Annotated in this window: 14 protein-coding genes; 6 read left to right on the top strand and 8 right to left on the bottom strand. The window is 65.7% G+C overall.

What is annotated here, in order from left to right; all coding sequences use genetic code 11:
* Positions 1 to 39: 39 nt before the first annotated feature.
* From OHS16_RS12885 to OHS16_RS12875, 3 genes are all read right to left on the bottom strand, one after another.
* Entirely contained in the window at positions 40 to 300 is a 261-nt protein-coding gene (locus OHS16_RS12885; protein WP_328537326.1) for a WXG100 family type VII secretion target, read from the bottom strand.
* Between the two features lie 767 nt (positions 301 to 1,067).
* Positions 1,068 to 2,483 carry a hypothetical protein gene (locus OHS16_RS12880; RefSeq protein WP_328537325.1) on the bottom strand — a complete coding sequence of 472 codons (1,416 nt, stop codon included), beginning with the start codon at positions 2,481 to 2,483 and terminating at the stop codon, positions 1,068 to 1,070.
* On the bottom strand, positions 2,476 to 2,805 hold the full coding sequence (locus OHS16_RS12875) for an SAV_915 family protein (protein ID WP_328537324.1): 330 nt from the start codon (positions 2,803 to 2,805) through the stop codon (positions 2,476 to 2,478). The genes OHS16_RS12880 and OHS16_RS12875 overlap by 8 nt, the downstream gene beginning before the upstream one ends.
* A gap of 122 nt (positions 2,806 to 2,927) precedes the next feature.
* On the opposite strand from OHS16_RS12875, the gene OHS16_RS12870 reads away from it, so the two are divergent.
* The 5 genes from OHS16_RS12870 (at position 2,928) to OHS16_RS12850 (ending at position 6,603) form a co-directional block, all read left to right on the top strand.
* Positions 2,928 to 3,230 carry a hypothetical protein gene (locus OHS16_RS12870; protein WP_328537323.1) on the top strand — a complete coding sequence of 101 codons (303 nt, stop codon included), beginning with the start codon at positions 2,928 to 2,930 and terminating at the stop codon, positions 3,228 to 3,230.
* 98 nt (positions 3,231 to 3,328) lie between these two features.
* A complete protein-coding gene (locus OHS16_RS12865; protein WP_328537322.1) occupies positions 3,329 to 3,589 on the top strand; it encodes a hypothetical protein in 261 nt (86 codons plus the stop codon).
* Between the two features lie 42 nt (positions 3,590 to 3,631).
* A complete protein-coding gene (locus OHS16_RS12860; RefSeq protein WP_328537321.1) occupies positions 3,632 to 4,465 on the top strand; it encodes a hypothetical protein in 834 nt (277 codons plus the stop codon).
* A gap of 89 nt (positions 4,466 to 4,554) precedes the next feature.
* Complete coding sequence (locus OHS16_RS12855; protein WP_328537320.1) at positions 4,555 to 6,024, top strand: PE-PGRS family protein; 1,470 nt, start codon at positions 4,555 to 4,557, stop codon at positions 6,022 to 6,024.
* A 294-nt stretch (positions 6,025 to 6,318) separates the two neighbouring features.
* Positions 6,319 to 6,603 (top strand): hypothetical protein, encoded by a 285-nt coding sequence (locus OHS16_RS12850; protein ID WP_328537319.1) that lies wholly within the window; start codon positions 6,319 to 6,321, stop codon positions 6,601 to 6,603.
* A 539-nt stretch (positions 6,604 to 7,142) separates the two neighbouring features.
* On the opposite strand, the gene OHS16_RS12845 is transcribed toward OHS16_RS12850, so the two are convergent.
* The 3 genes from OHS16_RS12845 to OHS16_RS12835 all read right to left on the bottom strand — a co-directional run bounded on the left by OHS16_RS12845 (position 7,143) and on the right by OHS16_RS12835 (position 10,063).
* The gene (locus OHS16_RS12845) at positions 7,143 to 8,573 is read right to left on the bottom strand and encodes a PE-PGRS family protein (RefSeq protein WP_328537318.1); all 1,431 of its coding nucleotides are present in this window, start codon (positions 8,571 to 8,573) and stop codon (positions 7,143 to 7,145) included.
* Positions 8,574 to 8,709: 136 nt separating this feature from the next.
* Positions 8,710 to 9,354: a hypothetical protein gene (locus tag OHS16_RS12840; RefSeq protein WP_328537317.1), complete on the bottom strand. Its 645-nt coding sequence runs from the start codon at positions 9,352 to 9,354 to the stop codon at positions 8,710 to 8,712.
* A gap of 181 nt (positions 9,355 to 9,535) precedes the next feature.
* On the bottom strand, positions 9,536 to 10,063 hold the full coding sequence (locus tag OHS16_RS12835; RefSeq protein WP_328537316.1) for a hypothetical protein: 528 nt from the start codon (positions 10,061 to 10,063) through the stop codon (positions 9,536 to 9,538).
* Positions 10,064 to 10,210: 147 nt separating this feature from the next.
* On the opposite strand from OHS16_RS12835, the gene OHS16_RS12830 reads away from it, so the two are divergent.
* Positions 10,211 to 10,711 (top strand): hypothetical protein, encoded by a 501-nt coding sequence (locus tag OHS16_RS12830; protein ID WP_328537315.1) that lies wholly within the window; start codon positions 10,211 to 10,213, stop codon positions 10,709 to 10,711.
* A gap of 31 nt (positions 10,712 to 10,742) precedes the next feature.
* Here the strand turns inward: OHS16_RS12830 and OHS16_RS12825 are convergent, their stop codons facing one another.
* Positions 10,743 to 12,026, bottom strand: coding sequence for a hypothetical protein (locus OHS16_RS12825; protein WP_328537314.1), 1,284 nt, complete (start codon positions 12,024 to 12,026; stop codon positions 10,743 to 10,745).
* Complete coding sequence (locus OHS16_RS12820; RefSeq protein ID WP_328537313.1) at positions 12,016 to 14,238, bottom strand: hypothetical protein; 2,223 nt, start codon at positions 14,236 to 14,238, stop codon at positions 12,016 to 12,018. Before OHS16_RS12820 ends, OHS16_RS12825 begins: the two co-directional genes overlap by 11 nt.
* Positions 14,239 to 14,262: the final 24 nt, after the last annotated feature.

The raw sequence follows: 14,262 nt of genomic DNA, 5'->3' as shown, positions 1-14,262 counted from the left end.
GTGGCCGCCCCGGCGGTCGTTACACGCAGCTGATCGGGATCAGGTGGCGCGCTCGATGTTGTCCGCGCTGGTGGACGCCGACTTGCTGGCGTCGTGCAGCGTGTCGACCCACTTCTCGAAGGTCGGACGGACGCCCTCCCAGTCGCTGCGGAAGCGGTCGGCCTTCGGGCCCTTCCAGTAGCCATGGCTGCTGGACGTGGCCGTGTTCAGGTTCTTGATCAGAGTCTGAAGGTCGGTCGACTTGTGCGCAAAGAGCTTGGCCAAGTCCCGAAGCTGATGAAGATCTGCACCGCGATCCATCGCGATCCTCCCCGTGTTGTAGAGGTAAACGGACTATCCGTTTGCAACAGTGGACGCTACCGCACCGCGGGGAGTTCCCGTAAAGCCCCTTCAGTCTTTGGATTGGCGGGAGTTGGCACTCACGGCTTGACGAGCGACATGGGTGGTTCATCCGGGTTCGGCGGACTTGGGGTGGGTGTGGGCGGGCCGTAGGTGCGGAGGATGTGACGGCGGCGGAGGATGAGGGCGGCGGTGCCGCACCCGAAGAGGAGGACCATCGCCAGGCTGCAGACGACCGCGATATTCACGTAGGGCGGGTCGTTAAGCCAACTTTGGGCGACTACTTGCGATGGATCGCTTGGATCGTACGTGACATCGACGTGGTCGCCTGGTTTGACGTAGCGCGCCACTCTAGAGGCATCGTACAACTTGGTATGCACAGTTCCGATGGTGGAATTAAATTGAACTTGCACGCTCTTCGTGTAACTATTTAAGCCCGTAACCTCTGCGGAAGTCGCCACGCCATTCGCGCGAAGTTTGTTCACAACTGAATGTGGTGGAATCCAGAGGGTGGCCAACAAGCAACAGCCCAACACGGCCATGCTGAAGACAGCCAGGATGAAGCGTCGCCTGGGAAGCGGCGGGCGAAGCCCGCGTAAGCCCTGATCGGTAGACTCTTTGGCATGAAGAATATGCCGTGGAAGTGCCCACCGAGGTGATCTCTCGTTCTTCTTTGCCATTTCAGCTCGATCCTATGACAACCAATTAGCGACGGAGGCCAGCGTCCGTCATCGCGTCACTGTGTCATTCAACTCGTGGACAGCCCTCACACCCGATGGTGTGTCCTTCAGGACATAAGAAATCGCGTATCCGGCAACGAAGCCTCCGGCGATGCCAGCCGCGATCCCCCAACCAACAGGCCCTCCCATGACGGCTACGCCTGCGACACCCATCCACGTCCCCGCCGCCCCCGCCGCCATCCCACCCACATTCGCCGCGACAGCCACATCCGTATCGGTCCCATGCTTGATATCCCAAGCCGTGGCCCCAACAGTCAGCAACGTGCCTACGAGCGGCGCCTTCCCGCCCACGCGCAGAATCCCGCCGAATGCGCCCAGCTCTCCGGGCGGCTGAAGGCTCGGCACCGTGCGGACGAGCCAGCCCGTGGCGTCTCCCACCGATGCCTCCATCAGCCTGGACAACGACCCGAGACCGTACTGGCCGAACAGCCGTTCCGATTCCATGGCCGCCGCCTTGGCCGCTCTACCGGTGTGACCGGTCGCTTTTGACAGTCGCCGTTTGGCTGCCTTCCCGATGGCAGCGACCCGTTCCCGGTAGAGCTGTTGCGCATCGCGGGCGAACTCCGTGGCCTCCTCACGGTAATGATCGGAGAGCTGGATCTGCACCCCGATCACTCCGGCCAGCAACCCGACGTCGTCGGACCAGGTGTCCGCAGGGTCGAGCAGCTTCGCCGAGGCCCTCTTCAGGTGCCACCAACCGCGATCCCAGAGTTCAGGCGTGTCCCCTTGCATCAGGGCCCGGTTGAAGAATGCACCCGGATCGTTTGCACCGATGGGGCCATGAAAGAGCGAAAGCGTCTGCTTGAACCCCGGCGCGGGCGAATCCGCCATGGCCGCCGTGGTGAACGCCTGGCCGAAGACTTTCGCATCCGACTCTGCCGAACCGGCAGCAGCCGCCATGATCACGGACGGAAGGCTCTTCGCCAGCTTCGGGTCCATCTGCGCATAGAACGCAGAAGTGAAGTCCGGATCTCCGTGATGGGCGGCCAGAGTCGCCGCGATCCGGTGAAACTCCCTCCCGCCAGGACCACGCGCAAGCCGCCCGGCCTGGTCGGCGTCGTCCGCGAGGGCCTCCCCCTCCGCCCGGGCCGACGCCATGCTCATCACGGGCTCGGGAAGGCGCACCATCGCGTGTCGTTCCCCGGCGCCGGCCCGATGGTGTGGTCTGTCGTCCTCCATCGCCGAGGCCAGCGCATGGCGCCGTCGCAGCATGGGGAGTTCGTCGTCGACCCAGCCGGCGATCTTCGCGATCTCGGTGAGATGCCTGGTGTCGAGTCCGCACTTCTGAAAGCGGCCGTAGTACGACGCCCTTCCGCCGTGCAACACCTTGCTGCTGCCGACCAGCGCGTCGATGCTCCGCTGGAGGTTCGCGGGGTTGATGCCGGAAAAGTTCGGATCAACCATTTGAGTGATCTCCTTCGGCGCCACGGGCCAGTTGAGCATCGACCAGGACGGCTCGTGCGCCGGAACCCTCGAGGGCCTGATCCAACTCCTCGACCGGCACCGTCACCCACGGCTGATCCACGCCCAGCGCGGCGGTCAGAAGGTCGGCAGCAGTGAATGCCAGCGCGATCAGCCGTTCCTGACCACTGTCGGTGGCCACGGGCACAAGCATGACGTCGATCGTGCTTTCGATCATGGGTTTCCCATTCCTATCCTGCGAAATGGGGCCCATCGTCGGCAGCAGCAGGGCTTCGGGCGTGGTGTGCGCTTCATCGGCGTGCATCACATCAGGCTATGAGGAAAGGCTCATCGCAAGATGTCCTCGTGTGTGCAACCAACGGCCTGGGTCCCGGAGTTGGTAAGGTCCGTGCCCCCTGTGCCCGTACATAGAGGAGAGGTGAGGGCGTGGAGGAATCTCCAGCGAAAGTCCCCAACCCCCGCAAGGCAGATCTCGAAAAGCTTCGCGGAGACCTGGCCAAGGAAATCGAAGCACTCGGAAAGGCACTGAAAAAGCCTGCCGAGGATTTCGGGGGTGACGAGGTCTGGGTGGGCAGGAATGCCCGGGCCTGGCACCGCGAACTTGCCGGGCGGCACAAGAGACTCGGCGAACAGGTGGGGGCCCTGCTGCCGTTGATCGAGGCCGCCATCAAAAGCGAGCCGGAAAGGGTCAGCGCGAGTGAGGCGCGGGCCCACCAGCGGGGAGGATGAGAGTGATATCACTCCTGGTCGGCGCGACCCCTTGAGGATCCCCGGTGCGCTCCGTCTATGCTTGGTGGCCGGTTCGTTTGACAGCGGGGGAGGCTGCTATGGGAAATCCGGACATCCAGGACCTTAATTCGCGTGCCGCATCTCTGAGATCACTGGCCGACCACATCGAATCGCTGGTGGATCCGCCACACACCCAGAGCACCCAGACGATGAAGACATGGGCCGGTCCGAACGCGGACGACGTGCGCGGCAAGCTGAAGAGCTGGCGCACAAAGTGCTCCACGGTCGCCAAGACGCTCCGTGTCGAGGCACACAAGGCCTCGCAGGAGGCCAAGGATCTGCAACACCCCAAGAAGTGAGCCGTGCGCCCGTTCTTGGGCCCGGGGGAGGAAACGACAGAGATGCCTTCGTACGACAGTTCCCGAGGCCGTCTGAGGCTGGCCGACCGCCACATCGGAGTCTTCGCGCATCTGCTGGACGGTGAGACCCCACCGGACGAGCTGTGGCCGTCCCTGGTGGAGCTGCAGCAGATCGGCCTGGTCGGCGAGGAGGGAGAACTCGCCCCGCTGATGCGCGACTTGCTCGGCGCGCTGGCCGAGCCCATGGTCATGATCACCGTGGAGGTCACCGGCGAACACGGCCCGGTCAACCACGGAGTCATCGTCGGTCAGAACGCGGTCATCTCGCATGACGGCTGGCCGGGTGAGGAAGAGTCCGAGTACGTCCCGCTGGAGCCGAGCACCCTGGTCTGGGAGCTGGCCCGGAAGGTCAATCTCCGCAGCGGCGAAAGCGAAGAGCCGGCGGTCGACCGGATCGAGACGACGATGGGCGCCCTCGACGCGGCGTTCGTCGCGCTCGGCGAGGGCGACGGGGTGGATGAGGAAGCGACCAACGACCTTGTCCGTAAGGCCCTGGTCGAAGCGGACAGCAACCTCAAGGACCTCGAACTCACCCAGTTCGCCAAGCTCGTTCTTGCCATCAACTCCACCTGGCGCATCACCACTGCCTGGGACGGCAAACACGATGATGAACGCGCCGCCATGGTCCGCGCTCTCGCCGTCTGGGACTGCGGCAATCGCGGCTACTGGATCCGCGAGAAGCCCGAGGAGCCGATCCTGCCCGGCCAGGTCACGCCGGAGAGCGTCCTGGTGCTGGTGAAGTCCAACGCCGGCGAACTCTGGGAGAAGGTCGCCGACCTCCTGCCGGACAAGGCGGATCTGATCGACGAGGCTTAGCTCTGACCTGCCCATGAGAGTTTTACTGTGCTCTTCGGTGCGGGGCACATGAGGTTTCGTGAGTCACGAAGTGACGAGGCGGTTGCAATATGAGAGTCGTAGACCCTGACGATCTGGACCAACTCGCCACACTCCTGGATGGCCGGCGTGGCGTACTGGAAAATGTCGATGAGGCATTCGCTCGGGCTTCCAGACTTGGAGTCACCGACAACGTGGCCGCGCTCAAACCGATGCGGTCATGGGCACATAGGACGGCTCCGGATCTCCGAAGGCGCGCTGCTATAGGTCGTCTTGAGAACGGGGACCATGAGGCGGGGCTCACGTGGGCAGGGTTCGGAGCCAAGGACATCGCGGAAGCAGCTCTTTTGTTTACTGCTCCCGACGTCTTGTTGTTGGCCAATTTCATGGCGTCGAGCGATGATACTAGAGTGGTTGCTTTCCGGCGTAAGAAAAATGAATCCATCGATGATTGGGTGGATCGCCTGCGTGCACATGCCTTGGCTTCGATACCCGGCCTCGGATCCCACGAGAAGAAAATACAACAAACCCTAGGGATCTACGGTGACATCACCGGGGCGCTTTCTCACGGCGGGGCAGCGATATATCGAGGTCATGCCATAACGAGAATCCTGATTGGGAATTCAATTGGGCGCGGGTGGCTCAAGCCTGGAGGGCTCTGGGCTTCCAGGAATCTGAGGGCATTGTCGCGAAGGTACTCGTGGCTGCCCTCGCAGGTGGGCAGGTGGAGTGCTGAACTGGCGGACTGGAATCCGGCGATACGTTCCATTGCCTACCCAGGTAGCTGGCTTCCCAGCAGTCTCAGCGCTCTGGGTTCCGGAAGCAGAGTATACACCGACGCAAATAGAATTCCGTTTGTAAGTACCTTTATCGGCCGCCAGATCGGTGCAGGGTTCGATTGCATTAGGCGCAGTCGGTTCATGACATCGTCGATCATGTTTGACATGACGGGAAATAAAGTAGTCGACTTCCTTGTCGGGTCCGATCGACTCGCCTCCATGTACGGCGGCCTGACGCATTCGGGTGCGATCCCAGCCCGTGCCGCTCAAGCCAGCCTGTGGAAGATCGGGAAAGGCGTATACCAGGATTCTCGATTGTTTTCACGGAACCGGCTGGGCTCCCTGGGTGAGGCATTCAAGGTGGTGGGGAAAGCGGGTGGATTCCTCCGTGCGACTGGGGTGGTCGGGGGAATTTTTTCCACTGCCTACAGTGGTGTGAATCTATATAAGCAGGGAAACCCTGACCAGCACTTTGGGAGCAGAGAGGAAGGGGGTAGGTACATAGCAGATTGGGCAGAATTGGGGTTTAATGCATCTTCCACCATGGCGGTGATCGCACCAAATCAATACACCGTGGGCGCTACGGTAGTGACCGGAGCGACATGGGTCGGCGCCAAGGCCGTAGAGCATTGGGACGACATCGCAAGAGGCGCCCGCGCGACACGTCAGTGGATCAAGAATGAGAACCCCGAGGTGGAGTCCGAACTAGCTTCTGGGGCGCATGCGATAGCCAAAGTCATAAATCCCATGAATGCTATATGAGAGGCCCTTGTGAACTCTTTTGATTTCGATCTTGAGCCTGTTGAGGAAGATGACGGTTACGGGTGTCGTGGGCGCATCGGACCGTTCGGGGATGTGAACATATTTCGCCCTGTAGGGCGACTTGCGCAAGAGTCCCAGAGGCAAGTAATCCTACGTGGCGTCCAGTTCCCCGAGGCCTTGTTCAGCGGCGGTGCCAAAGGGGCGCCGTCTTTGAACGGCGGTTGGCTGCGTGTGGATGGCAGTGTGGTCGGCTTGGACTTGAAGGTGAACGGGGTGCGGAAAGGAGCGCGGTGGTTGGAGATCGCGCACCGTGAACGTTTTTACACTTACTCTTCTGTGAATAGAAAGTCCCAGCTCCGCAGAGAGGGGGCCGTCATTTCGATCGGGCATTGGAAGCATGTACCCAAGAGTGGGGTGACGAAGGCCGGTTGTGCGGAAGGCGAGGTCGATGCAGTGGACCTTGCGATCGCGCTTGTATTGGAGGAAGTGGACACTTCTGCGCTGTCGAGTGTCGGTGCACAGCTCTTGGCGCCGTGGGGACTGCTGTTCGGGCGGCAACGCGACGGGGGCTCGGCATGACATCGAGGAATCCCTTGATGACCGCTCTTCAGGTGCCCAAAGATGCACGCTTCACCTCGTCTCCAGTGCTGTGTTACGCCGTGTGCCTGCGAGTGGACGGCGACCCAGGTGACGGGCATGGACGACGCCGCCGGAGTGGAGAAGGCCGAGGGGGCATCTGCGGATCCTGAGCCCTCGCGGATGGCGCGGCACCGCTGGCCACCGCAGACATGGCGCCGCCTATACCTGCAGGGTGTTCCGCGCCGACGCAGCCAAGTACGCGACGTACTCCGTGGTCGATCCTGCGGGTTGTGACAGGCCGAGCCGGGTTGGTCAGCGCGTGATTCCGGTCCAGGATCCGCAAGGATGGCTTGAGCCCGTACTGGGCAGCAGGGTGAACGGCCTGGGCTCCGGCACGGCATGGACCTGGTCGACCGGATCTGCACATGCAGCCCGGACGCCATCGTCACGAGGGGCGTAGGAAGGCGAGCCTCGCCCGGAATGGAGGCCCCGCCCGAATCAGGGGAGGCCGCGCCGGCCTTCGCCGCCGCGGCCCCGCGTCAGAACCAGCTCATCGGATTCGCATGCTTGGCAAGACTCTTCGCCCCGTCAGCGATTCCGTCCCCGATGTCCGATGCCTTGTCACCGACCCAGTCGGCGGCCTTCCCCGCGCCCTTGGTGATGTCGTCCCAGTGCTCGACGATCTTCGCGCCGCCGTAGACGACACCGAAGCCAATAGCAAGGCCGATGGTGACTGGGTTGGGGGCGATCATGGCTGCGGTCATCGAGGCGTTGAAGCCGACCTCCGCGACGTCCGCGACGTAGCCGGCGCCCTTCTTCTTGAAGGCTTCGACGGGATTGCCCTGGGCGATCACGTTCGCTGCGCTGAACCCTGTGGCAGCGACGCTGCCGACGATGCCCACACCCCTGAGCGCACCGGAGACCTTGCTGGCGCCCGCAAGTCCCTTTGTCAGTGATGCGGTCCGGCTGAAGTTGAGGTCGCGCGCCTTCGAGAAGATGTTGGCGGAGACCTTGAACAGGTTGGCGTTGCCTGCCCGTCCCACAACCTGACCAGAGTGGGTCAGGCCTCCGTACCGCGTGGCCAGGGAATCCGAGCCCACCAGGAAGTTGATGGCCCTGTTGACCGAGACGCCCTTCCAGACGGGCGACTTCATGATGGACAGGCCGCGTACTGCGTCGTAGCCCTTGCCCGTCCAGTCAGCGACCACGCCCTTCGTGCCAGGGATTTTCTGTGCCCACTGACTGAGCTTGCCGGGGAACCAGCTGCCCGGGGCGCCGAGCGAGCGGATCTTCGGGGTGTACGCGACGATCTTGTTGCCGGACCACTTGAGCAGACGGTTGTTGCGGCCTGCGAGCACGGTGCCGATACGGTTCTTCCAGGGCATGAGTACGCCCTGCTTGAGGGAGTTGCCGACCAGGACCTTGGTCAGCGCGGTCCCTTGCATGGTCACAACGGCTGTGGTGCCGCCGACTGACTTCCAGTCGCCGTACAGGTCCATGATGCTGACAATGGTCGCCGCGTGCGGCTCGAGTCCGGGTATCTGCTCCAGCGCGTGGGTCTTTATTCGGCTGATCCAGTCGTTCAGGGACTCGTTGGACTTCCTCTTGAAGACCGATGCTTTGGGATCCTTGCTGGCCGCGACCGAGTTGGCGAGCAGGATCTCGTCCGGCGTAAGCCCCTTGCCTTTGTGGTCTTTGAGGTATTTGTCCAATTCCTTCGGCGAGAATCCCGCCCAGCGCATGCCGGCCTCGGGGTCGCCGCTCTCGAGCCGGGCGATGGAGGCTCGCTTGCGGAGGTCCGGCCCGGCGTCCGAGGTCCATGAACGCAGCGGCTTGAGGGAAGTCAGGTGGCCGGACACTCCGAGTTTTGATGCCCGGGTGAACGCTTCGTCCAATTTGTCCTGTGTGCCGCCCCTGCCGTCTAGGAGCTTGGCTAGCTGATCCAGATCGTCTGGATTGGCCATCCTCATGATCTCTGTCCCCCTCATGCCTTTTGGCATTCCAGACGCGGGACCAGCCCGCACCGGTTTCAGAATACGCAAGGTATTCGCTCGTATGGAGCGACGGGGACGGGTGAGGAGATGGGCAGCGGCCCGACACGCGGGGTCAGTTGTCCCCGATGAGCGCGAAGGCGAAGGCCAGTCGGCGATCCACCCAGTCGGCCCGGACGTTGACTTTGGTGCTGCCCTCCGACGTGATGACGATGTCGTCACCGGATCGCCACTCGAGTGACCGGTACTTAGTGGGCGAATCGCCTTCGCCCGGATTGAGCATGTCGTCGAATACACCGGAAACGAACCGGCCCGCCGCCCGGCCCGCCACCTCCTTGGCGCTGCCGCTGGCCAGTTCGTTGCGCCCGACGATCTCGGGGTGGCCCGGCTGATCGATGCGCCAAGTGTGCTTGAAGGGTCGCTTGGGCGGTACGCGCCGCAGGGTGCCGATGACTTGGTCCTGGGCATCGCGCACCACATGGTGCCGCTCACCGTCGAGCTCCTGCGGTGTCTCGACGTAGCAGAGCAGACGCTGCTGGTCGACGTCTTCGTACAGCGTCAGCGCCGGGGCGGATGGCAAGGAGTGCTTCTCCGACGTGGCCACATAGGCGCAGGGGGCCAGGACACACATGTCCTTATCGCCCTGCGGTACACGTACGGCGCGGGGACCGAACCCGGAACGTGTGCGCTTAGCCGTCTTCGGGCGCTCGACGGAACCGATTACGAACTCATGGACCGACGCCCATGCGACGGGCTCCACGGGTGGCTCCTCAGCCACCTTCTTTCTACCGAACGCCACTCCTGCCTCCCAGGCCGATCCGATGAACGGGACTGCTCGACCCTAACCTCTGCCCTGTCGGCCGGAACGGCCCCGTGTCGGGGACAACTCGCGGTCCGCGGCGTACAGGGGCCTGCGGATCCGAATCTGCCAGGGCCGACTGTCAGAACTGCCCCGTCCCCGCAGTCGCGTCGGCCAATGCCTTGAGGAAGGCACTCCGGTCGCGGGTGGCGATGGTGAGTTGCTCGCCCTGCCGGGTGGAGATCACCACGCTGTCCATGCCCATGGGGACGGACCAGCCGCCACCCACCAGGCGCGGCGCCCCGCGATCGGCAGCCCGGAGACCAGGAACCGGCGCGTCGATGGTGCCCGCCGACGACGCGTAGCGCTGCATCGGTGTGGGGTTCGCGCCCTGCAGTGCGGTGTGCACGGAGACCGGGTCCACGTCGCCGAGCGGGATGCGTTCGCGGCCGACCCGGAGGATTTCCTGGTGGATCCGGATCCGGTGGTAGATCACCTTGGAGATCGGGATGGCCAGACAGGGCAGCAGGATCAGCAGGAAGAGCGCCGACAGGCCGAACCAGAGGCCGATCTCGTCCGGGAAGGTGTCCGGAGCCATGGCGGCGATACCCGCCAGGTAGAGCGCGATGCAGATGGCCGACCAGGTTTTGGGCGCCTTCTCTATGTACATGATGTCCGGACTCGCCTCGACGGTTGACGGCTTGGAGAACCCAGACGCTATCTCCTGCGCTGCCGCGTGACCACACCGCCCGTTACGGTCGGACAGGTCCGTACGCACGGGACCCGGTAACGAGTGGGCAGGCGGGGGAGAGTCGGCATGGCGAAGAAGAAGTCGTCACTGAAGAACAGGGTGGCGCGGTGCGGGGTCGGCAGAGGCGGGGGGATGAACGTTGCGGCGCTGCTGCCCGAGGCGCCCAGGCTCTCGATCGGAGAGGTGTGCTGGAAGCTGCTTCGGCCGGGCGGGCATCTGGAGGTCGCGGATGCTCCTGAGCTGACCGGGCGTCTGTTCCGGACCTTCACCTCGTCTGAGGCGACCGGTTGGGTCGTTGGCGCGCTGGCCTGTGATCTGGCATACGGCAGCAGCGAAGAGAACGACCTGATGGACGACCCGAAACTCCGATCGCTGGAGAACGACGTGATCGAGGCACTCGGCCCGGACGCGCACTGGTACAGCAACGGGGACCACCCACTGCCGATGTTCCGCTCTCCCGGCGATGGCAGGTCCTGGCACTCGGTCACGGATGCGACATTCGACTTGTTGCTTGCCGTCCGGGGCAACGGCTTGGACCTGGTCCTCTACACCGCCCAGGAGGACTGATCGCCGGGTGGTCGGTGGGCAGCCCATCCGCCTATGGCCTCCGTGCCCCCCGTGAGAACTCCCCCCGCCCCACCCGCGCCGCCATTCCGTCCTCGTCGGACCGCACCAGTGATCCGTACCCCGTGGCCGCCCAGACGCTCCGGTCCGCCGGGATCTCGAAGTACGGGATCTCGGGGCCGCCTCGCGACTCCGCAGCGGTGAGCACCTCCGGCGCGCGCCGGGTGCGCACCGCTCGGTCGCAGGCGTCGCAGGCCGCCACGTTCAGCCGGTCGCGGCGGCCCAGGGGGCGCCAGTCGATACGGCGGGTCGCCCGGCCGTGGAGGGGGTTGAAGAAGCAGAGCGGGTGCGCGGAGAGGGAGCGCCCCGCCAGGGCGTCACGGCCTTCGGTGACCAGGGCCAGGACGCCGGCCAGGTCGGGCAGTCCGCGGGCCGCGTCCAGGACCTTGCCGGCCGCGGCGTACGCGTCCAGGGCGCGCGGCAGGCCGGGCAGGGAATCCGGGGCGGTCCGGGCCGCCTCGCCGAGTGCGATGACCTCGGCGTCCGCCTGCCTGCGCAGGGCTCGTTCGTCGGCGGACCGGGCGGCCGCGAACACCGCCTTCGGGAAGGCGAAGGGCGAACCCGGCGCGTGGCGGCGGGTGCGGCGGCGTACGAACACCAGCAGGCCGCCCGCGAGTCCGAGCGCGGCCACCGCGGCGACGGCGATCACCAGCCAGGGGGCGCCGCCGTTCTTCGGCTTGTGGGCCGGTTCCGGCGCGGAACCGCCCGGGTCGGCGGTCGCGTCCTTGTACACCTGGGTCCCGTTGCCCTGCTTGACCAGTTCGATCGCCTTGGCGACCTGATCGGCCAGCCCCGCGTCCTTCATGTCGTCGAGGAAACCGACCGCCGAAACGGCGTCCCGCGTCTGATGCGTGTCGCCCGGCCACTCCCGGCCGCTCAGATAGCCGGTGTCCGCGGATGTGGTGATCAGGATGAGGTCGCGCCCACCCAGATGGTCGCGCACGACCGCCTGGAGGTTGTCGGCCTCGCCGTTGAAGCTGTCCCCCTTGACCAGCGGTACCAGCACCACCTTGATCGGCAGCCCGGTCTCGGCGATCTGCGCGACGAGCCGTTTCTGCCGGGCGGGCGGTACGGAACCGGCGTACCCGGGGTCGACGTACACCGGCGACGTGCGCAGCTTCGCCGCGATGGCCGCCCCGGGGCCGGGCTGATCCGCAGCGGCCGGGTGCACCGGAAGCAGGACCAGAGCCAGCGCCGACAGTACGGCGGTGAGCGGGGCGGCGAGGGTGTGCTTGAGGCCCCCGGGGTTACTGGACACCGGCGTACTCCCTTACGGCGTCGAGAAGGTGGGTGATTCCGTTACGTGCGGCGGGCAGCGGCCCCGTCGCCTCCTCGTAGGCCGTGCGCTCGCCGCGCACCGCCCCCGGCAGCGTGAGGCGAAGAGTGCCGGGTGTGCCCGGTTGTCCGGCGGACGCGGACGCTGTGCCGCACCGTTCGCACACCGGGATGCTGCGGCGCCTGCTCCGCCCCCGTACCTCGTACCGCACCTCGTGCTTACGGCCGGTGGGACCGTGCAGGGGGTTGAGCGAGCAGCAGGCGTCGACGACGGCACCGGTCGCGAGCGCGGCCCGGCCTGCACGGGCCAGCACGATGGCAGCGGCCAGTTCCGGCGGGCCGGCGTCGTCGCCGATCCGGCCGTCGGGTTCGCGGTCGACGAGCAGGGTCGCAGCGTCCAGGCAGTCCCAGGCCCGGGTGCGGACCATATCGGGGACGCTTTCCGGGATTGACGCGAACTCGCTTCCGAGGAGAGTGATTTCGCTTCGCGCGGTCCGGCGCAGATAGGTACCGGAGGGATCGGCCGGAGCGTCGTAGGTGCCGGGAGCGGCGGCGGAGCGGAGGGTGTGCCGTCTCGATCGAAGTGCGATGAGACCGCCGGTGGCGCTGATGACGGCGACGGCGACACCGAAGGCCGCCGCTCCCGCAAGCAGGCCGACGAAGACGCCGGGCCAGAAGTCGCTGCGGAAGAACAGCGGGTGCAGAGTGTTGTCCTCGACGGGATCCGGTGCTTCTTCGGCGCCGGGACCGGAATGGTGCGGCCCGGACGTGCGGGGTGTCTTGTCCAGGAGCGTCATCAGCTGGTCGAGGCGGGCGCCGAGCCGGAAGTCGGAAGCACCGGAGTCGTCGTGGTCGGAGCGGATGGAGGCGGGCAGGCCGAAGGACAACCGGCTGTCATCGAGACGGAGTCCGTAGTTCTCGACGGCGATATCGCCGCGCAGCGGGTCAGCGACGATGTAGACGCCGTCCTTGCCCACCTTCTGGTGGAGCGCCGAGCTGAAGATCCCGGCGTTGTCGCCGGACTCGTCGTCGGAGAGCTGCGGGACCACCGCGAGGTAGACCGGCCCGGTATTCGCCCTGAACGTGCCCATACGTTTGCGCAGTTCGGACTGCTCGGCCGTGTCGAGCGGCCGCGGGCTTTCCGGGTCGGTGTACAGCGGGTCCTGCCGCAGCCCGGCGGCGACCCGGTCGACGCGCGCGGACATGTCGGCGGCGGTGGGCGGGGGCGCCGCGCTGGATGTCGTCTGGTCGAAGGTGTGCAGGGTGACCAGGACGACCACGACCGCAGCCACCAGGGCGCACGCCGCGTCCATCAGCCGTGGCACCAGCCTCCGCACGGAGCGCGCAGACGCCTGGGCGGCGGGGGCCTTGGCCTGCTTCGGGACCTTGGCGAGCCCGACAGGCCGCCCGGACGACCCGGGCGGCTCCGCGCGGCGGCGGAGCCTGCGCCGTACGTAGGGCGGGAGCAGCAGAATCAGCAGCGGGATCCCGGTCAGCAGAATGCCGGTGAGGAACGACTGGTTGTCCCGATCGGTGGGCCCGATGTAGAGCGCCGCCGGCTCACGGGAACTGCCATCCTCTCCGCTGTATGTCTTCCGCGCCTTCTCCGCCCGCTGCGCCGCCTCGGTGCTCCCCTCGGCGATCACCTCGGTGAAGCGCTGAAAGCTGAGCAGCGGCCCGGCGTCGTAGGGGAGTTCGTAGAGAGCCACGGTGGACGCGTCGTCCGCGGGGGCCCGGACCCCGTAAGCCGTTGCCGCCGCGACCCCCATGTCGTCGACGAGCACGTAGAGGCCGTCCCGGCCGAGCCGGTCGTGCACGGCGCCGAGCAGCGAGCCCCCTCCGCCGAGCTGCCGGGGAAGCACCAGGACGTACGTGGGGACCCCGGTTCTGCGTGCGGCCTTCACGAACTCGGGGGCGATGGAGCGGGGGATGTCCCGGGGGAGCTGGTCGGTCACGTAGACCGGGTCGGTGCGCAGGAGTCCGGCGAGGTGAGCGGCCTGGGAGGCGGGGAAGGTGTCGTCCTGGGCGGAGGCGGGCGCGGTGTAGTCCCGGGCGGAGGCCGGACCCGAGGGGGCCAGCAGAGCGATCGTCAGGGCCAGCAGCGCGAACACGGCGCGCACTGCGCCATGCCGGATACTTCCCTGGGCCGTGCGCGGCGTGACGGCCGGCTCAACACCTGTGTTCCGTTCCCTCATTCAGCGAACTCTAGCGACACGGGC

The organism is Streptomyces sp. NBC_00344 (genome assembly GCF_036088315.1).
Taxonomy (GTDB): Bacteria; Actinomycetota; Actinomycetes; order Streptomycetales; family Streptomycetaceae; genus Streptomyces.
Note: the sequence above shows the minus strand (reverse complement) of the source record. Positions and strands in the feature narration are given on the sequence as shown.

Bases quoted from the DNA above. Each gene is read 5' to 3' on its own strand.
- OHS16_RS12885 (WP_328537326.1), bottom strand. From the start codon at position 300: ATGGATCGCGGTGCAGATCTTCATCAGCTTCGGGACTTGGCCAAGCTC.
- OHS16_RS12880 (WP_328537325.1), bottom strand. From the start codon at position 2,483: ATGGTTGATCCGAACTTTTCCGGCATCAACCCCGCGAACCTCCAGCGG.
- OHS16_RS12875 (WP_328537324.1), bottom strand. From the start codon at position 2,805: ATGCACGCCGATGAAGCGCACACCACGCCCGAAGCCCTGCTGCTGCCG.
- OHS16_RS12865 (WP_328537322.1), top strand. From the start codon at position 3,329: ATGGGAAATCCGGACATCCAGGACCTTAATTCGCGTGCCGCATCTCTG.
- OHS16_RS12860 (WP_328537321.1), top strand. From the start codon at position 3,632: ATGCCTTCGTACGACAGTTCCCGAGGCCGTCTGAGGCTGGCCGACCGC.
- OHS16_RS12855 (WP_328537320.1), top strand. From the start codon at position 4,555: ATGAGAGTCGTAGACCCTGACGATCTGGACCAACTCGCCACACTCCTG.
- OHS16_RS12845 (WP_328537318.1), bottom strand. From the start codon at position 8,573: ATGAGGATGGCCAATCCAGACGATCTGGATCAGCTAGCCAAGCTCCTA.
- OHS16_RS12835 (WP_328537316.1), bottom strand. From the start codon at position 10,063: ATGTACATAGAGAAGGCGCCCAAAACCTGGTCGGCCATCTGCATCGCG.
- OHS16_RS12830 (WP_328537315.1), top strand. From the start codon at position 10,211: ATGGCGAAGAAGAAGTCGTCACTGAAGAACAGGGTGGCGCGGTGCGGG.
- OHS16_RS12820 (WP_328537313.1), bottom strand. From the start codon at position 14,238: ATGAGGGAACGGAACACAGGTGTTGAGCCGGCCGTCACGCCGCGCACG.